Origin of the sequence: Winogradskyella eximia (assembly GCF_003386165.1) — a bacterium.
GTDB lineage: Bacteria > Bacteroidota > Bacteroidia > Flavobacteriales > Flavobacteriaceae > Winogradskyella > Winogradskyella eximia.
This window is the reverse complement of the sequence record NZ_QRDV01000009.1, coordinates 80,324-103,087: the sequence shown is the minus strand read 5'-3', so window position 1 is coordinate 103,087 and position 22,764 is coordinate 80,324. Positions and strand designations below refer to the sequence as shown.

General features: G+C 33.8%; 36 protein-coding genes. 33 read left to right on the top strand and 3 right to left on the bottom strand.

Going from position 1 to position 22,764, the window contains the following annotated elements:
• Nucleotides 1-789 (top strand): hypothetical protein, encoded by a 789-nt coding sequence (locus tag DFQ10_RS16565; protein ID WP_115818563.1) that lies wholly within the window; start codon nucleotides 1-3, stop codon nucleotides 787-789.
• 4 nt (nucleotides 790-793) lie between these two features.
• On the opposite strand, the gene DFQ10_RS16560 is transcribed toward DFQ10_RS16565, so the two are convergent.
• Complete coding sequence (locus DFQ10_RS16560) at nucleotides 794-2,071, bottom strand: replication-associated recombination protein A (RefSeq protein ID WP_115818562.1); 1,278 nt, start codon at nucleotides 2,069-2,071, stop codon at nucleotides 794-796.
• 152 nt (nucleotides 2,072-2,223) lie between these two features.
• Here DFQ10_RS16560 and DFQ10_RS16555 point away from each other — a divergent pair, with 152 nt between their 5' ends.
• A complete protein-coding gene (locus tag DFQ10_RS16555; RefSeq protein WP_115818561.1) occupies nucleotides 2,224-3,015 on the top strand; it encodes a rhomboid family intramembrane serine protease in 792 nt (263 codons plus the stop codon).
• Nucleotides 3,016-3,039: 24 nt separating this feature from the next.
• Here DFQ10_RS16555 and rlmB read toward each other — a convergent pair whose 3' ends face one another.
• Complete coding sequence (gene rlmB, locus DFQ10_RS16550) at nucleotides 3,040-3,774, bottom strand: 23S rRNA (guanosine(2251)-2'-O)-methyltransferase RlmB (protein ID WP_115818560.1); 735 nt, start codon at nucleotides 3,772-3,774, stop codon at nucleotides 3,040-3,042.
• Nucleotides 3,775-3,889: 115 nt separating this feature from the next.
• Entirely contained in the window at nucleotides 3,890-5,569 is a 1,680-nt protein-coding gene (locus tag DFQ10_RS16545) for a BamA/TamA family outer membrane protein (RefSeq protein WP_245940752.1), read from the bottom strand.
• Nucleotides 5,570-5,756: 187 nt separating this feature from the next.
• Between DFQ10_RS16545 and rpsL the strand changes: the two genes are divergently transcribed.
• From rpsL to DFQ10_RS16390, 31 genes are all read left to right on the top strand, one after another.
• The gene (gene rpsL, locus DFQ10_RS16540; protein ID WP_019386263.1) at nucleotides 5,757-6,131 is read left to right on the top strand and encodes a 30S ribosomal protein S12; all 375 of its coding nucleotides are present in this window, start codon (nucleotides 5,757-5,759) and stop codon (nucleotides 6,129-6,131) included.
• A gap of 22 nt (nucleotides 6,132-6,153) precedes the next feature.
• Entirely contained in the window at nucleotides 6,154-6,630 is a 477-nt protein-coding gene (rpsG, locus tag DFQ10_RS16535) for a 30S ribosomal protein S7 (RefSeq protein ID WP_115818558.1), read from the top strand.
• 3 nt (nucleotides 6,631-6,633) lie between these two features.
• On the top strand, nucleotides 6,634-8,760 hold the full coding sequence (gene fusA / locus DFQ10_RS16530) for an elongation factor G (RefSeq protein ID WP_115818557.1): 2,127 nt from the start codon (nucleotides 6,634-6,636) through the stop codon (nucleotides 8,758-8,760).
• A 12-nt stretch (nucleotides 8,761-8,772) separates the two neighbouring features.
• A complete protein-coding gene (rpsJ, locus tag DFQ10_RS16525; RefSeq protein ID WP_007650482.1) occupies nucleotides 8,773-9,078 on the top strand; it encodes a 30S ribosomal protein S10 in 306 nt (101 codons plus the stop codon).
• Nucleotides 9,079-9,251: 173 nt separating this feature from the next.
• Nucleotides 9,252-9,869: a 50S ribosomal protein L3 gene (gene rplC / locus DFQ10_RS16520; protein ID WP_115818556.1), complete on the top strand. Its 618-nt coding sequence runs from the start codon at nucleotides 9,252-9,254 to the stop codon at nucleotides 9,867-9,869.
• Nucleotides 9,869-10,498, top strand: a complete 630-nt coding sequence (gene rplD, locus DFQ10_RS16515; protein ID WP_115818555.1) for a 50S ribosomal protein L4 — start codon at nucleotides 9,869-9,871, stop codon at nucleotides 10,496-10,498. The genes rplC and rplD overlap by 1 nt, the downstream gene beginning before the upstream one ends.
• A 5-nt stretch (nucleotides 10,499-10,503) precedes the next feature.
• Complete coding sequence (rplW, locus tag DFQ10_RS16510; protein WP_115818554.1) at nucleotides 10,504-10,794, top strand: 50S ribosomal protein L23; 291 nt, start codon at nucleotides 10,504-10,506, stop codon at nucleotides 10,792-10,794.
• Between the two features lie 12 nt (nucleotides 10,795-10,806).
• A complete protein-coding gene (gene rplB / locus DFQ10_RS16505; RefSeq protein ID WP_115818553.1) occupies nucleotides 10,807-11,634 on the top strand; it encodes a 50S ribosomal protein L2 in 828 nt (275 codons plus the stop codon).
• A gap of 10 nt (nucleotides 11,635-11,644) precedes the next feature.
• Nucleotides 11,645-11,923: a 30S ribosomal protein S19 gene (gene rpsS / locus DFQ10_RS16500; protein ID WP_020897652.1), complete on the top strand. Its 279-nt coding sequence runs from the start codon at nucleotides 11,645-11,647 to the stop codon at nucleotides 11,921-11,923.
• A 5-nt stretch (nucleotides 11,924-11,928) separates the two neighbouring features.
• Nucleotides 11,929-12,336 (top strand): 50S ribosomal protein L22, encoded by a 408-nt coding sequence (rplV, locus tag DFQ10_RS16495; RefSeq protein ID WP_115818552.1) that lies wholly within the window; start codon nucleotides 11,929-11,931, stop codon nucleotides 12,334-12,336.
• A 3-nt stretch (nucleotides 12,337-12,339) separates the two neighbouring features.
• Complete coding sequence (gene rpsC / locus DFQ10_RS16490) at nucleotides 12,340-13,056, top strand: 30S ribosomal protein S3 (protein ID WP_115818551.1); 717 nt, start codon at nucleotides 12,340-12,342, stop codon at nucleotides 13,054-13,056.
• A gap of 20 nt (nucleotides 13,057-13,076) precedes the next feature.
• Entirely contained in the window at nucleotides 13,077-13,496 is a 420-nt protein-coding gene (gene rplP / locus DFQ10_RS16485; RefSeq protein WP_115818550.1) for a 50S ribosomal protein L16, read from the top strand.
• 12 nt (nucleotides 13,497-13,508) lie between these two features.
• Nucleotides 13,509-13,700: a 50S ribosomal protein L29 gene (gene rpmC, locus DFQ10_RS16480; RefSeq protein ID WP_115818549.1), complete on the top strand. Its 192-nt coding sequence runs from the start codon at nucleotides 13,509-13,511 to the stop codon at nucleotides 13,698-13,700.
• Between the two features lie 17 nt (nucleotides 13,701-13,717).
• On the top strand, nucleotides 13,718-13,975 hold the full coding sequence (gene rpsQ, locus DFQ10_RS16475; RefSeq protein WP_040756784.1) for a 30S ribosomal protein S17: 258 nt from the start codon (nucleotides 13,718-13,720) through the stop codon (nucleotides 13,973-13,975).
• 2 nt (nucleotides 13,976-13,977) lie between these two features.
• Complete coding sequence (gene rplN, locus DFQ10_RS16470) at nucleotides 13,978-14,346, top strand: 50S ribosomal protein L14 (RefSeq protein ID WP_115818548.1); 369 nt, start codon at nucleotides 13,978-13,980, stop codon at nucleotides 14,344-14,346.
• Nucleotides 14,347-14,359: 13 nt separating this feature from the next.
• Entirely contained in the window at nucleotides 14,360-14,671 is a 312-nt protein-coding gene (gene rplX / locus DFQ10_RS16465; protein ID WP_115818547.1) for a 50S ribosomal protein L24, read from the top strand.
• 2 nt (nucleotides 14,672-14,673) lie between these two features.
• Nucleotides 14,674-15,225, top strand: a complete 552-nt coding sequence (gene rplE / locus DFQ10_RS16460; RefSeq protein ID WP_115818546.1) for a 50S ribosomal protein L5 — start codon at nucleotides 14,674-14,676, stop codon at nucleotides 15,223-15,225.
• A gap of 2 nt (nucleotides 15,226-15,227) precedes the next feature.
• Entirely contained in the window at nucleotides 15,228-15,497 is a 270-nt protein-coding gene (gene rpsN, locus DFQ10_RS16455; protein WP_115818545.1) for a 30S ribosomal protein S14, read from the top strand.
• A gap of 88 nt (nucleotides 15,498-15,585) precedes the next feature.
• Complete coding sequence (gene rpsH, locus DFQ10_RS16450) at nucleotides 15,586-15,984, top strand: 30S ribosomal protein S8 (RefSeq protein WP_115818544.1); 399 nt, start codon at nucleotides 15,586-15,588, stop codon at nucleotides 15,982-15,984.
• 12 nt (nucleotides 15,985-15,996) lie between these two features.
• Nucleotides 15,997-16,539, top strand: a complete 543-nt coding sequence (rplF, locus tag DFQ10_RS16445) for a 50S ribosomal protein L6 (protein WP_115818543.1) — start codon at nucleotides 15,997-15,999, stop codon at nucleotides 16,537-16,539.
• A 10-nt stretch (nucleotides 16,540-16,549) separates the two neighbouring features.
• Nucleotides 16,550-16,906 (top strand): 50S ribosomal protein L18, encoded by a 357-nt coding sequence (gene rplR, locus DFQ10_RS16440; RefSeq protein WP_115818542.1) that lies wholly within the window; start codon nucleotides 16,550-16,552, stop codon nucleotides 16,904-16,906.
• Between the two features lie 6 nt (nucleotides 16,907-16,912).
• Nucleotides 16,913-17,437, top strand: coding sequence for a 30S ribosomal protein S5 (rpsE, locus tag DFQ10_RS16435; RefSeq protein ID WP_115818541.1), 525 nt, complete (start codon nucleotides 16,913-16,915; stop codon nucleotides 17,435-17,437).
• A gap of 84 nt (nucleotides 17,438-17,521) precedes the next feature.
• Nucleotides 17,522-17,701: a 50S ribosomal protein L30 gene (gene rpmD / locus DFQ10_RS16430; protein ID WP_115818540.1), complete on the top strand. Its 180-nt coding sequence runs from the start codon at nucleotides 17,522-17,524 to the stop codon at nucleotides 17,699-17,701.
• Between the two features lie 15 nt (nucleotides 17,702-17,716).
• Nucleotides 17,717-18,169: a 50S ribosomal protein L15 gene (rplO, locus tag DFQ10_RS16425; protein WP_115818539.1), complete on the top strand. Its 453-nt coding sequence runs from the start codon at nucleotides 17,717-17,719 to the stop codon at nucleotides 18,167-18,169.
• A 9-nt stretch (nucleotides 18,170-18,178) separates the two neighbouring features.
• Nucleotides 18,179-19,543 (top strand): preprotein translocase subunit SecY, encoded by a 1,365-nt coding sequence (secY, locus tag DFQ10_RS16420; protein WP_115818538.1) that lies wholly within the window; start codon nucleotides 18,179-18,181, stop codon nucleotides 19,541-19,543.
• A 78-nt stretch (nucleotides 19,544-19,621) separates the two neighbouring features.
• Nucleotides 19,622-19,837, top strand: a complete 216-nt coding sequence (gene infA / locus DFQ10_RS16415) for a translation initiation factor IF-1 (RefSeq protein ID WP_007094967.1) — start codon at nucleotides 19,622-19,624, stop codon at nucleotides 19,835-19,837.
• A gap of 6 nt (nucleotides 19,838-19,843) precedes the next feature.
• A complete protein-coding gene (gene ykgO, locus DFQ10_RS16410; RefSeq protein WP_008269159.1) occupies nucleotides 19,844-19,960 on the top strand; it encodes a type B 50S ribosomal protein L36 in 117 nt (38 codons plus the stop codon).
• A 2-nt stretch (nucleotides 19,961-19,962) separates the two neighbouring features.
• Nucleotides 19,963-20,337, top strand: coding sequence for a 30S ribosomal protein S13 (gene rpsM, locus DFQ10_RS16405; RefSeq protein ID WP_115818537.1), 375 nt, complete (start codon nucleotides 19,963-19,965; stop codon nucleotides 20,335-20,337).
• Between the two features lie 101 nt (nucleotides 20,338-20,438).
• Complete coding sequence (gene rpsK, locus DFQ10_RS16400; protein ID WP_115818536.1) at nucleotides 20,439-20,822, top strand: 30S ribosomal protein S11; 384 nt, start codon at nucleotides 20,439-20,441, stop codon at nucleotides 20,820-20,822.
• 216 nt (nucleotides 20,823-21,038) lie between these two features.
• Nucleotides 21,039-21,644 (top strand): 30S ribosomal protein S4, encoded by a 606-nt coding sequence (rpsD, locus tag DFQ10_RS16395; RefSeq protein ID WP_115818535.1) that lies wholly within the window; start codon nucleotides 21,039-21,041, stop codon nucleotides 21,642-21,644.
• Between the two features lie 93 nt (nucleotides 21,645-21,737).
• Nucleotides 21,738-22,730: a DNA-directed RNA polymerase subunit alpha gene (locus tag DFQ10_RS16390; protein ID WP_115818534.1), complete on the top strand. Its 993-nt coding sequence runs from the start codon at nucleotides 21,738-21,740 to the stop codon at nucleotides 22,728-22,730.
• Nucleotides 22,731-22,764 lie beyond the last annotated feature (34 nt).

Below are 22,764 nucleotides of genomic sequence, written 5' to 3'. Positions count from 1 at the left end.
ATGTTAAAAAAAATAGTATTTACAGTTTCATTTATACTTATTAGTTTTTATGGAATAGCACAAAAGAATATCAATAATTACAAGTATATCATTCTACCAACATCATTTGAGTTTTCTAAAAGTGAAGATCAATATCAATTAAATTCTTTGCTTAAATTCTTATTCAATAAATATGGATATGAAGCCTATTTTGGTAACGATGATTTACCACAGGACTTAATTGGTAATAGATGTTTAGCATTAAATGCTGAAGCTTTAAAAGGTAAAGGTGGGATTTTTAAGACCAAGTTAGAGATTGAGCTAAAAGATTGTTTTGGTAACATAGTTATGACTTCTCAAGAAGGGCAATCTAGAGAAAAAGAATATAAGAAAGCTTACACGGAAGCTTTAAGAGAGGCTTTTGAAACTTTTCAAAATTTTGATTACAAATATGTTTCAGATAAAGAAACTTTAGTTGAGACCTCAAAACCTAAAGTTAAAAATGTAAAGCAACAAATGGTTGAAGTAGATACCCCAAAAGAGGTTATTACCGCTAAAGAAACTAAAGTTGAAGAGGTGTTAACTGCGGACAATCTTTCAGATTTACATTATGCACAAGAGATTGATAACGGTTATCAGTTGCTGAATTCAGAGCCAAGAATCGTTATGATTTTACTTTCTACTGCAGCTGAAAATGTATTTATGGTAAATGGAAAAAATGCTATTGTTTTTAAAGAAGATGGGTTTTGGTACTATTCTGAAAATAATGGTAAGCTTGAAGAAAGAAAATCAATGAATATAAAATTCTAACAAATTAATATCCATATTTATCTTTCCAGAGCATCTTTAAGTAATTCCGTTGTGCCTGCTCACGAGCATTATTGCCAGGATTATATAATGTGGTGTTAGCGATGTCTTCTGGTAAAAATTCTTGGGCAGCAAAATTGTTTTCGTAATTGTGCGAATATTTATAGCTATCTCCATAACCTAATTCTTTCATCAGTTTGGTAGGAGCGTTTCTAATCGCCAATGGAACCGATAAGTCCCCAGTATCTTTAACTAATTGTTGAGCTCTGTTTATGGCCTCGTAAGCCGCATTGCTTTTTGCAGAACTCGCTAAATAAGTAGCACATTGACTTAATATGATTCTAGATTCAGGATTACCAATTATTGAAACGGCCTGAAATGTATTGTTAGCAATTACCAAAGCGGTTGGGTTAGCGTTACCTATATCCTCACTTGCTAAGATTAAAAGTCGCCTTGCAATAAATTTTACATCTTCACCACCTTCAATCATTCGTGCTAAATAATAAACAGCAGCATTTGGATCACTACCTCTTATGGATTTTATAAATGCTGAAATAATATCATAATGTTGTTCTCCAGCCTTATCGTATCGAGCAGCCTTATTTTGTACTTGTTTCATCACTAAATCATTAGTGATAATAATGTCATTACCTTCAAACGAAGCCACTAAAAGTTCAAAAATATTTAGCAACTTTCTGGCATCTCCACCAGATAATCTTAATAAGGCTTCAGTTTCTTTTAATTCAATATTTAGCTTAGAAAGTGTTGTGTCTTGGGTTAATGCACGTTGTAATAAATCTTCTAAATCCGTTTTGCTAAATGCATTTAAGGTGTAAACTTGGCATCTAGAAAGTAGTGCAGAGATAACTTCAAAACTTGGGTTTTCAGTGGTCGCACCTATTAAAGTAACCCAACCTTTTTCAACAGCTTCTAATAAGGAGTCTTGCTGCGATTTGCTAAACCGGTGAATTTCATCAATAAATAAAATGGGGTTTTTTGTAGTGAACATACCTCCACTTTTCTTAGCTTTATCTATAACTTCTCTAATATCTTTAACTCCAGAATTGATGGCACTCAACTTAAAAAACGGACGGTCAGATTCATTAGCAATGACGTTGGCCAATGTCGTTTTTCCAATGCCAGGAGGACCCCAAAGTATAAGAGAGGGAATTACTCCGCTTTTAATCTGCTGGTAAAGCATTCCATTTTTACCCACTAAATGTTGCTGACTAAGATAGTCTTCTAAAGTATGTGGTCTTAAACGTTCTGCTAATGGAATATTCATAATTCAAAATTACAAAATGCTTTTGTGATGTATTCAATTTATTAAGGAATTTCATCTTAAAATAATGAAAGATTAAAATTGATAGTTTCTGCCAATATTGCAGACAATTCTATTTTGGATATAAATTTGAATAGGATTCTTTAAATTTGAATATGAGCAAAACACAACATTTTAAATACTCTAATAGTATCATTGTTTATCCTTTGATAATGTTGTTTACAATTTGGTTGGTGTTTTGGTACCAAGTTAGAATTGATAGTGGTATTAAGGCTTTTGGAATTAGGCCTCAAAAAATAGAAGGACTAATAGGTATTGTGACCAGTCCGTTTTTACATGGAGATATCAATCATATTTATAATAATTCCATTCCACTTTTTGTCCTCAGTTTATCTCTGTTTTACTTTTATAATAAAATCGCTTGGAAAGTTATTGGGTTTGGTATTTTACTTTCAGGATTTCTAACATGGCTTATAGCGAGTAATGGTAATCACATTGGAGCTAGTGGGTTAGTTTATGTTTTGGTTAGTTTTATGTTTTTTAAAGGCATTTTCGCAAAACACTATAGGTTAATTGCGCTGTCTTTATTGGTAATTTTTCTTTACGGTAGTATGATTTGGTATGTTTTCCCAATAAAAAGCGGCATGTCTTGGGAAGGGCATCTATCCGGATTGATTACAGGATTAGTATTCGCATTAATTTTTAGAAAACAAATTGCCAAGCCAGAACGTTATAAATGGGAACAACCCAACTATAATGAAGATGACGATCCATTTATGAAACATTTTGACGAAGATGGAAATTTTATTGAATTTGAACCCGAAGATGAACTTGAACTGGAGATTGAATCTGAAGTTGAAATAGAAAACAATAAAATGACATCAAGCAATCAAAATCGTATCAATATCAATTACACCTTTAAAGAGAATAAAGACGGTAATTTTTAATTAATTATACTTCTTAAGTAAAAACTAGCTGCGTTGTCTAACGGCTTCATATAAAAATGCACCACAAGCTACAGAGACATTTAAGGATTCTATTTCACCTAAAATAGGAAGTTTCGCTTGGTCGTCTACTACTTTTAAAACCGATGGATTAATACCTCTTCCTTCAGAGCCCATAATTATAGCACACGGTTCTTTAAAAGAAACATCGTATAAAAAGTGATCTGCTTTTTCTGTTGCAGCAATAACTCTTATTCCAGAAGACTGCATATGAAAAACAGCATCTTTTATATGATCTACTTTACAAATGGGCATTTTAAAAATAGCACCTGCACTTGTTTTAATGGTGTCTCCATTTATAGGAGCTCCACCTTTTTTCTGAATGATAATACCATTAACGCCTGTGCATTCAGCCGTTCTAACAATGGCTCCAAAATTTCTTACATCGCTTAGTTGATCTAATAATAAGAATAAGGGAGTTTTACCAGATTCAATAACACTTATTACTAAGTCATCAATGTCATGAAAAGCAATAGGTGAAATTTGAGCCACAGCTCCTTGATGGTTACCACGTGTTAAGCGATTAAGCTTTTCAACAGGTACATATGATGAATTGATGCCTTCAGTACGAATTAATTGTTCTAATTCTCTAAATAATTCACCTTGAAGACCTTTTTGCATAAAAACCTTATCGATAGTTTCATTAGATTTTATAGCTTCTATAATTGCTCTAATGCCAAAAATTGTGGTTTCTTTTTCCATCTATATAATATATGCTAATTCAAAAGATTATTGTTATAGCTAATTTTGGTAGGATAACCACAATTAACTAAATATCCATTATGGATTTAATTGGCGCAAAGGTATAGAAACAGATTTAAAAAGTAGCAGTTAAACTCACATGAACTTTAGAATCTGATAATTTAAATGGTCTATCTTCAGTCTTGCCACTAGAATAATTTAATCGAAATAGTCCAGCATTAGTTAATAAGCCTAACCCAAACCCAAAACCATAGAGTTTCTCTTTACTTTCAGTTAGCTTGTTTTCAAAATAAGCAGCATCTATAACAGAGTGTACATAAATACTATTGCTAAGGCGATATCTGTATTCTGTGCTAATTACAGCATATAAATTTGCAACTAAACTGTTTTCTTCGAATCCACGAATAGAGTTGATGCCTCCAAAACGAAATAATTCATTGTCTAGGTAATCATTAGATGTTAATGTGGCTCCATTCAGTCTCATATAAAAACTATTCTTTTTATTGAGGTTGAAAATTTTATAAGCATCTACATTAAAGACACTTTGTTTTTCTTTACCTAAATCATTATTTCTAGTTCCAATTCCCGAAGAAAAATCAAACCAAAAATTAATAGGAAACAAAGGGTCATAAAATTGAGGCTTGGTATAATTGTAATGAAGGGTGTAGTAATTTGAAGTGTAATCGTTTAAAATGTCCGTGTCGTTTTCTAATAGATTTGTTGAGGTTGTGGAGTTTAATCCAATACCAATTTTATGCTGCGCATTAATCTGATAGTTGATTTTTGCATATTGTTTGGCATTTAAAAAGGTAGAATCTTTTCTGAAAATATTTAAACCAACTTGAAGCCCAACGGGTGAAGCAAACAAATAAGGCAAGTCAGCATCAACTCTAAAGGTTTGTTGATCTATTTCATCGCTTTTATAAAAAAGGTTTAGTGTTTCTCCATAATTAAGATTATTGATGAGTCGTAAATCTAAATAACCATCAAATTCTATTCTATTGGTGATTTCGTTAGTGCCAAAACCTAGAAAGCCATCAAAATTATTCGTTTTAGTTTTTTCTATATACAAATATAATGTTGTGGAATCTTGTGTAAAAAGAACTTCAGGATCTTTAATTTTACTAGCAAACCGTAACTCCTCTAAAAGTTCAACTTTTTCTCTAATAGCATTTAAGTTGAAAGATTTTCCTGTCTTTAGTTTCATAAAGCGTTTTACATAAGACTTCGGAAACTTCTCATAACCTTTTATTATAATCTTATCAATACGCCTTTTCTGGTTAGTAACAATTTTTAAATCTGCCGAAATTAAATCAGAATTTAACTTTGAAATATTGATGAGTTGTAGTGTAGAAAACGGATCACCTTGTTCTGCAATTTTAGAGTTTAAGATTTTTAATTGACTTTCTAATTCTGTTATTTTTAATTCGAAGAAATTAGTATCTTTTGAAGGGGTTATTGTTGTGAGATAATCTGTATTAAAGCTAGAATCATAATATATTCTTATTTTATTTACTCTTTTACCTAATATAAATTGCGCTTCAAAAAGTGTATCGTGCTTTTTATTTACATTTTTTATCGTAGTATCAATGTAGCCGTCTTTGGTTAATTTTTTTTTTAAACGATTGATTTCATTTTGAAGGCTATTATAATTACTGTAACTTTTTTTGTAACCAATTGAATCAATAACTTTCGTAGCATCTTGGTTTTCACCAACAACGCTTAGACTAATTGTTTGTGTGAAGCTTTGTTTTGATAAAAGTAAAAATAAAGTAAAAAAAATAATTTGTCTCAAAATCTGCATTTTCACTAATTGGAATAGGTCTTATAGTAACGTAAAAATAGGGTATAATATATAGGACTAAAAAAAAAAGTTTATATTTAATTGAAAAATTAATTCACAACTGTTTGAATTATAGATATTAATTTCTACCTTTGCAGCCCTCAAAAGTGAGGGTTAATAAAATTTTATATAGAAATATATGCCAACAATTTCACAATTAGTACGAAAAGGAAGAGCCAAAATAACCAAGAAGAGTAAATCGGCTGCTTTAGATTCGTGTCCTCAAAGACGTGGTGTATGTACTCGTGTTTATACAACGACACCTAAGAAACCTAACTCAGCAATGCGTAAGGTAGCAAGGGTTCGTTTAACAAACGGAAACGAAGTAAATGCATACATTGGTGGAGAAGGTCACAATTTACAAGAGCACTCGATAGTATTGGTTAGAGGTGGAAGGGTAAAAGATTTGCCAGGAGTTAGATATCACATCGTTCGTGGTGCTTTAGATACAGCAGGTGTATCAGGAAGAACACAACGTAGATCTAAGTATGGTGCAAAACGCCCTAAGAAGTAATTTAAAACTTTAAGAAGAAGACATGAGAAAAAGAGCAGCAAAAAAGAGACCGCTTTTACCAGATCCAAGATTTAATGATCAGTTAGTAACACGTTTTGTTAACATGATGATGTGGGATGGTAAGAAGTCTATCGCTTTTAAAGTATTCTATGATGCAATTGATATTGTTGAAGAGAAAAAGAATGATGACGAAAAAACAGCTTTAGAAATTTGGAAAGAAGCTTTATCAAATGTGATGCCTCACGTAGAAGTACGTAGTCGTCGTGTTGGTGGTGCTACATTTCAGATTCCAATGCAAATTCGTCCAGATCGTAAGGTTTCAACTGCGATGAAATGGTTAATTAGCTATTCACGTAAGAGAAACGAAAAATCTATGGCGCAACGTTTGGCTTCAGAAGTTTTAGCTGCGGCTAAAGAAGAAGGTGCTGCCGTTAAGAAAAGAATGGATACGCACAAAATGGCGGAAGCAAACAAAGCATTCTCACACTTTAGATTTTAAGAAATGGCAAGAGATTTAAAACTTACAAGAAATATAGGGATTGCAGCTCATATTGATGCTGGAAAAACTACAACTACAGAGCGAGTTCTTTATTATACAGGTGTTTCGCATAAAATAGGTGAAGTACATGATGGTGCTGCAACTATGGACTGGATGGAGCAAGAGCAAGAAAGAGGTATTACAATTACTTCTGCTGCCACTACATGTGAGTGGGTTTTTCCTAAAGAAAATGCAGAGCCTACTCCTGAAGCGCAAAGTTACCATTTTAATATTATTGACACACCAGGTCACGTGGATTTTACGGTTGAAGTAAACCGTTCATTACGTGTACTTGATGGTTTAGTATTCTTATTTAGTGCAGTTGATGGTGTTGAGCCACAATCTGAAACTAACTGGAGACTTGCTGATAACTATAAAGTGCCTCGTATTGGTTTCGTTAATAAAATGGACCGTCAAGGATCTGACTTTTTAGGTGTTTGTCAACAAGTAAAAGATATGTTGAAGTCTAATGCGGTGCCAATTGTTTTAAACATTGGTGACGAAGAAGATTTTAAAGGTATTATAGATTTAGTTAAGAATAGAGCTATTGTTTGGCATGATGAAACTCAAGGGGCAACTTTTGATGTTATTGAAATTCCAGAGAACCTTAAAGCTGAAGCTAGAAAATATAGAGCATTACTTATTGAAGAAGTAGCTGGTTACGATGAGAACTTACTAGAGAAGTTCATGGAAGATGAAGATTCTATTACAGAAGATGAAGTGCATGCTGCACTTAGAGCTGCTGTTATGGATATGGCAATCATTCCTATGATTTGTGGTTCTGCTTTTAAAAATAAAGGTGTACAGTTTTTATTAGATGCTGTTTGTCGTTATTTGCCTTCTCCAATGGATAAGGATGGTATTGTGGGTGTGAATCCAGATACTGAAAAAGAAGAACTTCGTAAACCAAGTGTTAAAGAACCTTTCGCTGCATTAGCATTTAAAATTGCTACTGATCCTTTCGTGGGTCGTTTAGCATTTTTTAGAGCATATTCAGGTCGTTTAGATGCAGGTTCTTACGTATTGAACAATCGTTCAGGTAAAAAAGAACGTATCTCTCGTATCTATCAGATGCATGCTAACAAGCAAAATGCAATTGATTTTATCGAAGCTGGTGATATTGGAGCTGCTGTTGGATTTAAATCTATCAAAACAGGAGATACATTAACAGATGAGAAACATCCACTTGTTTTAGAATCTATGGATTTTCCTGATCCCGTAATTGGTATCGCAGTTGAGCCTAAGACTAAAGCAGATGTTGATAAATTAGGTATTGGTTTAGCTAAATTAGCTGAAGAGGATCCAACATTTACTGTGCGTTCAGACGAGGCTTCAGGACAGACTATTATTTCTGGAATGGGGGAGTTACACTTAGATGTAATTGTAGATCGTTTAAAAAGAGAATTTAATGTTGAGGTTAATCAAGGTCAACCACAAGTTGAATATAAAGAAGCTATTACACAATCTGCAGATCATAGAGAAGTTTATAAGAAACAATCTGGTGGACGTGGTAAATTTGCTGATATCGTATTTACGATTGAGCCAGCAGATGAAGGTGTAGTAGGATTACAATTTGAATCTGTAATTAAAGGTGGTAACGTTCCTAAAGAATTTATCCCTTCAATTGAAAAAGGATTCAAAATGGCAATGCAGAATGGACCATTAGCTGGTTTCGAAGTTGACGCAATGAAAGTGACGTTGAGAGATGGATCTTATCACGATGTCGATTCTGATCAACTATCATTCGAATTAGCAGCTAAGCTTGGATTTAAAAATTCAGCAAAAGCAGCAAAAGCGGTTATAATGGAACCTATTATGAAACTTGAGGTGATTACACCAGAAGAGAATATGGGTGATATTGTGGGTGATTTAAATAGAAGACGTGGTATGATGGAAGGTATGGGAGACCGTGCAGGTGCTAAAACAATTAAAGCTACAGTACCACTTTCTGAAATGTTTGGTTATGTTACTACATTGAGAACATTATCTTCAGGTAGAGCAACATCAACTATGGAATTTTCACATTATGCTGAAACTCCGGCAAACGTGTCAGCAGACGTAATTAAAGCAGCTAAAGGAGAAGAATCTTAAAAAGTTAAGAAAATGAGTCAAAAAATTAGAATCAAATTAAAGTCTTACGATCATAACTTGGTAGATAAATCTGCTGATAAGATTGTAAAAACAGTAAAAAGTACAGGTGCAGTAGTAACAGGACCAATTCCATTACCTACACACAAGAAAATATTTACTGTATTACGTTCACCACACGTAAATAAGAAGTCTAGAGAACAATTTCAATTAAGCTCTTACAAGAGATTATTAGATATTTACTCTTCATCTTCTAAAACAATTGATGCTTTAATGAAACTTGAATTACCAAGTGGAGTAGAAGTTGAGATTAAAGTGTAATTACACAATAACATGTCCTGAGCTGCGAGCGAGGGAAAAACGGAAAAAATACAATTCAAGGCTGAAACGTATTTTCGGCCTTGAATTTTATATACGTATGGACAATTCGCGAGTTGTCCTGAAAAAAACAAAAGATGACAATTCGCGAGTTGTCACAATAAAAACAAAAAATTATGTCTGGGTTAATTGGAAAAAAAATCGGTATGACCAGCATTTTCGATGAAAATGGGAAGAACATTCCTTGTACAGTAATCGAAGCTGGACCATGTATCGTTACCCAAGTCAGAACTGAAGAAGTGGATGGTTATTCAGCCCTTCAATTAGGTTTCGATGACGCGACAGAAAAAAGCGCTACTAAAGCAGACTTAGGTCATGCTAAAAAAGCGGGTACTTCTGTAAAACGCAAAGTTGTTGAATTCAAAGGTTTTGATAAGGAGTACAAATTAGGTGATGCTATTACAGTAGAACAATTTATTGAAGGGGAATTTGTGGATATCGCAGGTACTTCTAAAGGTAAAGGTTTTCAAGGTGTAGTAAAACGTCATGGATTCGGTGGTGTAGGTCAAGCAACGCATGGTCAACATAACCGTTTAAGAGCTCCAGGTTCTATTGGTGCAGCATCTTATCCTGCGAGAGTATTCAAAGGAATGAAGATGGCCGGAAGAATGGGTGGCGAAACAGTAAAAGTTCAAAATTTAAGAATTTACAAAGTAGTTGCTGAAAAGAACTTACTTGTGGTAAAAGGATGTGTTCCTGGTCACAAAAATTCTTATGTAATCATCGAGAAGTAATGAAGGTAGCAGTTTTAGATATAAACGGAAAAGATACGGGTAGACAAGCTGAGCTTTCTAAAGACGTATTCGCTATAGAGCCTAATAATCACGCTGTCTATTTAGATGTTAAGCAATACTTAGCAAATCAAAGACAAGGGACGCATAAGGCAAAAGAAAGAGCAGAAATCTCTGGAAGTACACGTAAGATTAAAAAACAAAAAGGTACTGGTACTGCAAGAGCAGGTAGTATTAAGTCTGGTGTATTTAGAGGTGGTGGTCGTATGTTTGGTCCTAGACCAAGAAATTACGGGTTTAAATTAAACAAAACCGTAAAACGATTAGCACGTAGATCTGCACTAACTATTAAAGCAAATGACAAATCAATTTTAGTAATGGAGGATTTCAATTTTGAATCACCAAAGACTAAGAATTTTGTCAATGTTTTAAAGGCTTTAGAGGTAGAAAACAAAAAATCTCTTATTGTGTTGGGTGGTACAAATAATAATGTATATTTGTCCTCACGCAATTTTAAAGGTTCGGAAGTTATAACAGCCTCTGAATTAAGTACTTATAAAATTATGAATGCTAATAAAGTAATTCTAATTGAAAGTGCATTAGAAGGAATTGAATCGAATTTAAGTAAATAGAACAGATGAGTATCTTAATAAAACCTATAATCACAGAAAAGGCGACTATGCAAAGTGAGTCGTTGAATGCATTTGCATTTCAAGTGAATCCAAAGGCGAACAAGGTAGAAATCAAAAAAGCAGTAGAAGCTGCTTATGGAGTTTCTGTAGAAAAAGTTCGTACAATAAATGTCCGTCCAGAAAGAAGAACTCGTCATACAAAGACAGGGATTCAACATGGTAAAACAAATGCTATTAAAAAAGCAATTGTACAACTGGCGGAAGGTGAAGTAATAGATTTATACACTAACATGTAATTTTAGACATTAATGTCAGTAAGAAAATTAAAACCAATCACATCAGGTCAGCGATTTAGAGTAGTTAATGGATTTGACGCCATTACTACTGATAAGCCGGAGAAAAGCTTGCTTGCTCCGAAAAAGAGATCTGGTGGTAGAAACAGTCGAGGAAAAATGACTATGCGCCAATTAGGTGGTGGTCATAAGAAACGTTATCGTATTATCGATTTCAAACGTAACAAAGCAGGTATTCCTGCTGAAGTTAAGACAATTGAATACGATCCGAACAGAACAGCATTTATTGCGTTGTTAAACTATCAAGATGGTGAGAAACGTTACGTTATCGCACAGAATGGTTTACAAGTAGGTCAAAATATTGTAGCTGGTGAAACTGGTATTGCTCCGGAAATCGGAAATGCAATGCCATTAAGTGAAATACCATTAGGAACTATTATCTCTTGTATTGAGTTACGTCCTGGTCAAGGAGCTGTTATGGCTCGTAGTGCTGGTGCATTTGCTCAATTAATGGCAAGAGGTGATAAATTTGCTACTGTAAAATTACCATCTGGTGAAACAAGAATGATCTTAATTACTTGTATGGCTACTATTGGAGCGATTTCAAATTCAGATCATCAATTACTTGTGTCAGGTAAAGCTGGTAGAAGTAGATGGTTAGGAAGACGTCCAAGAGTAAGACCAGTAGTGATGAACCCAGTCGATCACCCAATGGGTGGTGGTGAAGGTAAATCTTCAGGTGGTCATCCAAGGTCTAGAAACGGTATTCCTGCTAAAGGATTTAGAACACGTTCTAAGACAAAAGCGAGTAATAAGTATATTGTAGAACGTAGAAAGAAATAATTAAGATAGTATGGCACGTTCATTAAAAAAAGGACCTTATATCCACTATAAATTAGATAAGAAAGTTGCTGAAAATGTAGCTTCGAACAAAAAGACGGTAATTAAAACTTGGTCTAGAGCTTCAATGATATCTCCGGATTTCGTTGGACAAACTATAGCAGTTCATAACGGTCGTCAATTTGTTCCAGTATTTGTTACTGAAAATATGGTAGGTCATAAATTAGGCGAATTTTCACCAACAAGATCTTTTAGAGGTCATGCAGGTGCTAAGAATAAAGGTAAAAAATAAGAATCATGGGAAGTCGTAAAAAACAAATGGCGGAAGCTATTAAAGCGGAGAAAAAGCAGGTTGCTTTTGCAAAGCTAAATAACTGTCCTACATCACCAAGAAAAATGCGTTTAGTTGCGGATTTAGTAAGAGGTGAGAAGGCTGATAAAGCTCTTCAGATTCTTAGATTTAGTCAAAAAGAAGCGTCTCGTCGTTTAGAGAAACTTGTAATGTCTGCAATTGCAAACTGGCAAGCTAAAAACGAAGATGCTGATGTAGAAGAAGCTAAATTGTTTATCAAAGAAATTAGAGTAGATGGTGGTTCTATGTTAAAGAGATTGCGTCCAGCACCTCAAGGTAGAGCACATAGAATTAGAAAAAGATCTAATCACGTAACAGTGGTTGTAGATGCAATAAATAAAACACAAAGCTAAGATATGGGACAAAAGACAAATCCAATCGGAAATCGCTTAGGAATTATTAGAGGATGGGAATCTAACTGGTACGGAGGAAACGATTACGGTGATAAACTTGCCGAAGACGATAAGATTAGAAAGTATATTCATGCTCGTCTATCTAAAGCTAGTGTAAGTAGAGTAATTATTGAGCGTACGCTTAAACTTGTAACCGTTACTATCACAACTGCAAGACCTGGTATTATTATCGGAAAAGGTGGTCAAGAGGTAGATAAGTTAAAAGAAGAGCTTAAAAAGATTACTGGAAAAGAAGTTCAATTGAACATCTTTGAAATTAAAAGACCTGAACTAGATGCATTTTTAGTTGCAGCAAGTGTCGCTCGTCAAATAGAAAGCCGAATTTCTTACAGACGTGCTATAAAAATGGCAATTGCAGCTTCTATTCGTATGAATGCTGAAGGAATAAAAATTCAGATTAGTGGTCGTTTAAATGGTGCTGAAATGGCACGATCAGAGCATTATAAAGAAGGTCGTATTCCATTATCTACTTTTAGAGCTGATATTGATTATGCTTTAGTAGAAGCGCATACTACCTATGGTAGACTGGGCATCAAAGTTTGGATAATGAAAGGCGAAGTATATGGGAAAAGAGAATTATCTCCATTGGTTGGCTTAGCTAAACAAAAAGGTAAAGGTGGACGTGGAGGAAACAAGAACCAATCTCGTCGTAGAAAGTAATTTTTTAAAGAAAAGGAAAAATGTTACAGCCTAAAAGAACAAAATTTCGTAAGCAGCAAAAAGGACGTATGAAAGGTAATGCGGGAAGAGGTCATTTGTTATCAAATGGTACTTTCGGTATTAAATCTTTAGAGTCGACTTTTATAACTGCACGTCAAATAGAAGCAGCACGTATTGCAGCTACACGTTACATGAAAAGAGAAGGATCGTTATGGATTAAAATATTTCCAGACAAGCCTATTACAAAGAAACCTCTTGAAGTGCGTATGGGTAAAGGTAAAGGTGCCGTTGAATATTGGGCAGCAGTGGTAAAACCAGGACGTATGTTATTTGAAATAAGTGGAGTGCCATTAGAAACTGCTCAAGAAGCACTTCGTTTGGCAGCTCAGAAACTTCCGATAAAAACTAAGTTTATCATAGCTAGAGATTACGAAGCTTAATAGAAAAATATTATGAAGCAATCAGAAATTAAACAGCTTTCAACAGCTGAGTTACAAGAGAAACTTAGTGAATCTAAAAAGAGTTATACAGACCTTAAAATGGCTCATACTATTTCTCCTTTGGATAACCCTATTCAGTTACGAGTTGCACGTCGCACAGTAGCTAGAGTGGCAACGGAATTAACTAAAAGAGACGTACAATAATTGTATTCTGCTGAAAGATGGAAAAAAGAAACTTAAGAAAAGAACGTATAGGGATCGTAACTAGTAACAAAATGGAGAAATCTATTGTTGTATCTGAAGTTAAGAAGGTAAAACACCCTATGTATGGTAAATTCGTGTTAAAGACAAAGAAATATGTCGCACACGATGAGACAAACGACTGCAACGAAGGAGATACTGTAAAGATCATGGAAACACGACCTTTAAGTAAATCTAAATGTTGGAGATTAGTAGAAATAATTGAAAGAGCGAAGTAATTATGTTACAACAAGAATCAAGATTAAAAGTAGCTGATAACACTGGTGCAAAGGAGGTTTTAACCATCCGTGTACTTGGAGGAACTAAAAGAAGATATGCTTCTGTAGGAGATAAAATTGTAGTTGCTGTAAAAGATGCTACACCTAATGGTGCTATTAAAAAAGGTGCTGTTTCTACAGCAGTTGTTGTTCGTACTGCTAAAGAAGTAAGACGTCCAGATGGATCTTATATTAGATTTGACGATAACGCATGTGTACTATTGAATCCTCAAGGGGAAATGAGAGGAACACGTGTTTTTGGACCTGTAGCTAGAGAACTTCGTGATAAACAATTCATGAAAATTGTATCATTGGCACCAGAAGTGCTTTAATTGATAAACAAAGATGACAAAGCTTAAAATAAAATCAGGAGATACAGTACAAATAATTGCTGGAGATCACAAAGGATCAGAAGGTAAAGTACTTAAAGTATTAATAGATAAGAACAGAGCCATTGTAGAAGGCGTAAACATGGTTAAGAAACATACTAAACCAAGTGCACAAAGCCCTCAAGGTGGAATTGTAGAGAAAGAAGCATCTATTCATATTTCAAACTTATCATTGTTAACTTCGAAAGGAGAAACAACTAGAGTAGGTTTTAAAATGGATGGTGATAATAAAGTAAGATTTTCAAAAAAATCTAATGAAGTAATTTAATTATGGCTTACGTTGCAAGATTAAAACAAGAGTATAAGGACAAAGTTGTTCCTGCTCTTACAGAAGAATTTGGATATAAAAATGTAATGCAGGTACCTAAACTTACTAAGATAGTAATATCTAAAGGTGTTGGTGCAGCTGTTGCGGATAAGAAATTAATCGATCACGCAATAGAAGAACTTACAAAAATATCTGGCCAGAAAGCTATACACACAATGTCTAAGAAAGATGTTGCGTCATTTAAATTACGTAAAGGGATGCCTATTGGTGCCAAAGTAACTTTAAGAGGTGAGCAAATGTATGAGTTCTTAGATCGTTTGGTAACTTCAGCTTTACCACGAGTTAGAGATTTTAACGGAATTAAAGCTACTGGCTTTGATGGACGTGGAAATTATAACTTAGGTGTTGTAGAACAAATCATTTTTCCTGAAATAGATATTGATAAAATCAATAAAATATCAGGAATGGATATTACATTTGTGACTTCTGCTGATACAGATAAGGAAGCGAAGTCTTTATTAACAGAATTAGGATTACCTTTTAAAAAGAATTAATTATGGCTAAAGAATCAATGAAAGCCCGTGAGGTTAAGCGTTCTAAAACGGTAGCTAAGTATGCAGAAAAACGTAAAGCTTTAAAAGAAGCTGGTGATTATGAAGCATTACAGAAATTACCAAAAAATGCATCTCCTATACGTCAGCATAACCGTTGTAAACTTACTGGAAGACCAAAAGGTTACATGAGACAATTTGGAATTTCTCGTGTAATGTTTAGAGAAATGGCTAACCAAGGTTTAATACCTGGTGTAAAGAAAGCTAGTTGGTAAGAACGTAATTTATTACGTTTAAAAAAGATTATAAATTGGTTTCAGGTTTGGCAATAATGTCGAAAACCGCTACCGCAAATTAATAAATATGTATACAGATCCTATTGCGGATTATTTAACGCGAGTTAGAAATGCAGTAAATGCAAACCACAGAGTGGTTGAAATTCCTGCTTCTAACTTAAAAAAAGAAATAACTAAAATATTGTTCGATCAGGGCTTTATTTTAAGTTATAAGTTTGATGACTCTTCAGTTCAAGGTACGATTAAAATCGCTTTGAAATACAACAAAGACACTAAAGAGTCTGTCATCAAAAAAATTCAAAGAATCAGTAAACCAGGTCTACGTAAGTATGCCTCTTCTAACGAAATGCCAAGAATCCTTAATGGTTTAGGTATTGCAATTGTTTCTACGTCTCACGGTGTGATGACAGGTAAACAAGCGCAAAGAGAAAATGTTGGTGGGGAAGTATTATGTTACGTATACTAAAAACAGGAAATTATGTCAAGAATAGGTAAAAACCCAATAACAGTTCCTGAAGGTGTAACAGTTGAGATTAAAGACAACATGATTACCGCTAAAGGTAAACTTGGTGAATTAACTCAAGAGTATTCAGAGATTGAAATAAAAATGGAAGACGGTACTATTACATTAGAGCGTTCTTCTGATAAGAAAGATTTAAGAGCAAAACATGGTCTTTATAGAGCATTAATTGCTAATATGATAGAAGGTGTTTCTAAAGGATGGACCAAAGAACTAGAAATGGTTGGTGTAGGTTACAGAGCATCTAATCAAGGACAAAAATTAGATTTAGCCGTAGGATTTTCTCATAATATCGTTTTGGATATTGCTCCAGAAGTAACAGTTGAGACAATTTCAGAAAAAGGTAAAAATCCAAGAGTTAAATTAACGTCTTTTGACAAACAATTGGTTGGACAAGTTGCAGCGAAAATACGTGGCTTTAGAAGACCTGAACCTTACAAAGGAAAAGGTATTAAGTTTGTTGGTGAAGAAATTAGAAGAAAAGCAGGTAAATCAGCTTAATAATTAAGTTATGGCATTGACAAAGAACGAAAGAAGATTAAGAATTAAAAGCAGAATCCGTAAGGTAGTATCTGGTACTGAAACAAAACCAAGATTAGCTGTTTTTAGAAGTAATAAAGAAATTTATGCTCAACTCGTAGATGATGTAACTGGTAAAACTTTAGCTGCTGCATCTTCAAGAGATAAGGATATTGCTAAGTCTAAAGGTAACAAAACAGAAGTTGCTACTTTAGTAGGTAAATCTGTAGCAGAAAAGGCTATGAAAGCTGGTGTTGAGACTATTTCTTTTGATAGAGGTGGTTACTTATATCACGGAAGAGTAAAATCATTAGCAGAAGGTGCTAGAGAAGCAGGACTTAAATTTTAAGACATTATGTATCAAAAATATAAAAACGCAGAGCTTGTTAAACCAGGCGGATTAGAATTAAAAGATCGCTTAGTTGGCGTTCAGCGTGTAACTAAAGTAACAAAAGGTGGTAGAGCATTTGGTTTTTCTGCTATTGTTGTTGTAGGTGACGAAACAAATGTTGTAGGACAAGGTTTAGGTAAATCTAAAGATGTTGCTACTGCAATTGCCAAAGCTGTTGAAGATGCTAAGAAAAACTTAGTAAGAATTCCTATTCTAAAGGGAACTATTCCTCATGAACAAAAAGGAAAATACGGTGGAGCAAGAGTAAATATTATTCCAGCAGCACCTGGTACAGGTGTAATTGCAGGTGGTGCGGTAAGAATTGTACTTGAAGCAGTAGGTGTACATGATGTACTGTCTAAGTCTCAAGGTTCTTCAAATCCTCATAATGTGGTAAAAGCAACTTTTGATGCTTTATTACAATTAAGAGATGCTAAAGCTGTAGCTAAAGAACGTGGTATTTCACTTGAAAAAGTATTTAACGGATAAACATAGACTTTAGTCTTTAGTGTTTAGACGTCTGATTTTTTAATTTCTAACGACTGAATACTAACAACTAATAAACTAAGCAAAATGGCAAAGATTAAAGTAAAGAAAGTAAAGAGTGCAATCAATCGTACTAAAAGACAAAAGCTTACATTACAAGCTTTAGGTTTAAAAAAGATTGGTCAAGTAGTAGAGCACGACGCTACATCAAGTATCCTTGGTATGGTGAAGAAAGTTGAACATTTAGTTTCTGTAGAAGAAGCTTAAAAATATAACTTAACAATGGATTTAAGTAATTTAAAACCTGCAGAAGGTTCAGTAAAAAATCAAGGAAAGCGTATTGGACGTGGACAAGGATCTGGTAAAGGTGGTACGGCAACTCGTGGTCACAAAGGGGCAAAGTCACGTTCTGGTTATTCTAAGAAATTAGGATTTGAAGGTGGTCAAATGCCATTACAAAGACGTGTTCCTAAATTTGGATTTACAAATATTAACAGAATAGATTATCAAGGTGTAAACTTAGATACTTTACAAAAGTTAGTTGATGAAAAGAAAATTAAGGATAGTGTTGATTTTGAATCTTTAGTATCTATGGGATTAGCTGGTAAAAACGAGCTAGTAAAAATCTTAGGTAGAGGTGAGTTAAAATCAAAATTAACTGTAACTGCTCATAAATTTACTGCTACAGCAAAGGCTGCTATTGAAGCTGCTGGTGGTGAAGCTGTAACTTTATAAGATTATAGGATGAAAATAATAGAAACATTAAAAAACGTTTGGAAAATCACAGAACTTAAGGATAGAATTATTCTAACCTTAGGTTTGCTTTTGGTTTATCGTTTTGGTGCGCAGGTAGTTTTACCTGGTATTAATATCGATGCTTTAGGTGGTTTGCAAGCTGGAACATCAAGTGGTATACTAGGATTGTTAAATGCCTTTACAGGAGGTGCATTTGCTAATGCATCTGTATTTGCGTTAGGTATTATGCCTTATATCTCGGCTTCCATTGTGGTTCAGTTAATGGGTATTGCGATTCCTTATTTACAAAAACTTCAAAAAGAGGGAGCTAGTGGTCAGAAGAAAATCACTCAAATTACACGTTGGTTAACTATCGGAATTTGTTTAGTACAAGCGCCAGGTTATTTAGCAAGTGTACCTTCATTATCTGGAGCATCTTCAATGAGTTCTATGTTAGTGCCTGGATTTAGCGAAAACATCTTTTATTTCTCTTCAGTAATAATTCTTGTAACAGGTTGTGTATTTGCAATGTGGTTAGGTGAGAAGATTACCGATAAAGGTATTGGGAATGGTATATCGTTATTAATTATGGTAGGTATCATTGCAACTTTACCTCAATCTTTTGTTCAGAATATGTATTCTAGACTAGAAGGTGGTAATGGAGGATTCATGATGATATTAATAGAGATGGTAATATGGTTCTTAATCATATTGGCAGCTGTATTCTTAGTGATGGCTGTTAGAAAAGTCGCTGTGCAATATGCAAGGCGAACGGCTTCTGGTGGTTATGAAAAGAATGTATTTGGTTCGCGTCAATTTTTACCATTAAAATTGAATGCATCTGGTGTAATGCCAATCATCTTTGCTCAAGCTATAATGTTTGTTCCTAGTTTAATAGGTAGTTCATCATGGTTAAAAGATACAAGTACAGGAGTTTGGATGCAATCTAATTTTTCTGATATGTTTGGTTTTTGGTATAATTTAGTATTTGCTTTATTAATTATTGTATTTACATATTTCTATACAGCAATTACTGTACCTACTAATAAGATGGCAGATGATTTGAAACGTAGTGGTGGATTTATTCCAGGCATTCGTCCAGGATCTGAAACTTCTGAGTATTTAGATAAAATTATGTCACAAATAACGTTGCCTGGTTCTATATTTTTAGCTTTAGTGGCTATTTTCCCGGCATTCGTTCATAAGTTAATGGATGTTCAGCAAGGTTGGGCATTATTCTTTGGTGGTACATCACTATTAATTATGGTTGGTGTTGCTATTGATACCATGCAACAAATTAATTCTTATCTACTAAATAAGCATTATGATGGCCTTATGAAAACTGGTAAGAATAGAAAAGCGGTGGCGCAATAAGATGAATCAAATTTAGATCTCAGTCTTAAGTTTAGGCAAGGTATTTGCTTAATGAAGATTGAATACTAAAAATATATTATGGCAAAACAAGCAGCAATAGAACAAGACGGAACAATCATAGAAGCATTATCAAACGCAATGTTTCGTGTTGAATTAGAAAATGGTCATATTGTGACCGCACATATCTCTGGTAAAATGCGTATGCATTATATTAAACTTTTACCAGGAGATAAAGTAAAATTAGAAATGAGTCCTTACGATTTAACGAAGGCTCGCATAACCTATAGATACTAATACACGATGAAAGTAAGAGCATCAGTAAAGAAAAGAAGCGCAGACTGTAAGTTAGTGCGCAGAAAAGGTAGACTTTACGTCATTAACAAAAAGAATCCTAGATTCAAACAAAGACAAGGGTAAATATGGCAAGAATTGCAGGTGTAGACATACCAAAACAAAAAAGAGGAGTGATCTCTTTAACTTATATCTACGGAGTAGGTAGAAGTAGAGCGAAAGAAATTTTAGCTGAAGCTAAAGTTGACGAAAGTACTAAAGTACAAGATTGGACTGATGATGAAATAGGAGCAATCCGTGACGTTGTTGGTACTTTTAAGATTGAAGGTGAATTACGTTCTGAAATCCAAATGAACATTAAGCGATTAATGGATATTGGATGTTACAGAGGTATTCGTCACAGATCTGGTCTTCCATTAAGAGGACAACGTACTAAGAATAACTCTCGTACAAGAAAAGGTAGAAGAAAAACGGTTGCTAATAAGAAAAAAGTAACTAAATAATAAATAGTCTTTAGTCTTTAGACGTTGGAAAGAATCTGTTTGAAATTTAACGGTTTAGGATTCTAGCGACTATAAACTAATACTAAAAACTAAAAGTAAACATGGCAAAGTCAAGTACTAAAAAACGTAAAGTAATTGTTGATGCAATTGGAGAAGCTCATATAACAGCATCTTTTAACAATATCATTATTTCTTTAACAAACAAAAAAGGTGACGTTATTTCTTGGTCATCAGCTGGTAAAATGGGTTTTAGAGGTTCTAAAAAGAACACACCATATGCTGCACAATTAGCTGCAGAAGATGCTGCTGGTGTAGCAAAAGAAGCTGGATTGAAGAAAGTGAAAGCATATGTAAAAGGTCCTGGTAATGGTAGAGAATCTGCTATTAGATCTATACACAATGCAGGAATTGAAGTTTCAGAAATTATTGATGTTACTCCAATGCCACATAACGGTTGTCGTCCTCCAAAAAGACGTAGAGTTTAATCTAAATTCTATATAGGTTTCTGACGAATTTGAGTTAGAAGCACTTAGTAAAATTATCATATAAACTAATATCACACATTTATGTGCTGATATTAGTTTATTTTGTATAAATTTGCAAACTGAAAAATATTAACAAGTATTAATAAGAGATCAACGATTCTTGAAGGATAAGATTAAGACCTTAATTCATTTATCACTCTTAAAAAACAATTTAAAATGGCAAGATATACTGGTCCTAAAACTAAAATAGCTCGTAAATTCGGACAAGCTATCTTCGGAGACGATAAAGCCTTCGAAAAAAGAAATTATCCACCTGGACAACATGGTAACACACGTCGTCGTGGTAAAAAATCTGAATATGCTATCCAATTGATGGAGAAGCAAAAAGCAAAATATACTTATGGTATATTAGAAAAGCAATTCAGAAACATGTTCAAAAGAGCAACTGCTGCTCAGGGTATTACAGGTGAGGTTTTACTTCAATTATGTGAATCTCGTTTAGATAACGTGGTTTTCAGAATGGGTATTTCTCCAACAAGAAGTGGTGCTAGACAATTAGTTTCTCACAGACACATTACAGTAAATGGTGAAAAAGTGAATATCCCTTCTTACCAATTAAAAGCTGGAGATGTAGTTGGTGTTAGAGAAAAATCTAAATCTTTAGAAGCTATTCAAAATTCATTGTCTAATTCTAGCAATGTTTACGAATGGATTACTTGGAATACAGGATCAATGGAAGGAACGTATGTTGCTGTACCTGCAAGAATTCAAATTCCAGAACAAATCAACGAACAATTTATCGTTGAACTTTACTCTAAATAATAATTAATTATATTGGTATTTGGCCAAAGGTTTTATTAGACTTCTTCAAACTTTTAAATCGCGCAACCAAATAACAATCAAAACGAAGACAATATGGCAATATTAAATTTTCAGAAACCAGATAAAGTAATCATGATTGATTCTACTGATTTTGAAGGTAAATTTGAATTTAGACCTTTAGAACCAGGATACGGATTAACAGTAGGTAATGCTCTAAGAAGAGTATTATTATCTTCTTTAGAAGGTTTTGCAATAACTTCAGTTAGAATAGAAGGTGTAGATCATGAGTTTTCTACAATTTCTGGTGTAGTTGAAGATGTTACTGAAATGATTTTAAACTTAAAGCAAGTAAACTTTAAGCGTCAAATAGATGAAATTGATAATGAAACTGTTACAATCTCTATCTCAGGACAAAATCAAATTACAGCTGGTGATTTTCAGAAGTTTATTTCTGGGTTCCAAGTATTAAATACGGATTTAGTAATCTGTAACTTAGATCCTAAAGTAAACATCAATATGGAATTAACTATTGAAAAAGGAAGAGGTTACGTTCCTGCAGAAGAAAATAAGAAAGCTTCAGCACCAATCGGAACCATCTTTACAGATTCAATTTTTACACCAATAAAGAATGTAAAGTATGCTATTGAAAACTTCCGTGTAGAGCAAAAAACGGATTACGAAAAATTAGTTTTCGAAATTCAAACTGACGGATCAATCAATCCAAAAGATGCTTTAACTGAAGCTGCTAAAATATTAATTCACCACTTCATGTTATTCTCTGATGAGCGTATCACTTTAGAAGCTGATGAAATAGCACAGACTGAAACTTATGATGAAGAATCACTTCACATGAGACAACTATTGAAAACTAAATTAGTTGATATGGATCTTTCTGTACGTGCTCTTAACTGTTTAAAAGCTGCAGAAGTTGATACTTTAGGTGATTTAGTATCATTCAACAAAAATGATTTAATGAAATTCAGAAACTTCGGTAAGAAGTCTTTAACAGAGCTAGAAGAACTAGTAAACGTTAAAGGTTTAAACTTCGGAATGGACTTAAGTAAATATAAATTAGATAAAGATTAATTAATCATATTTTGCTCCTCGATTTACGAGTTTA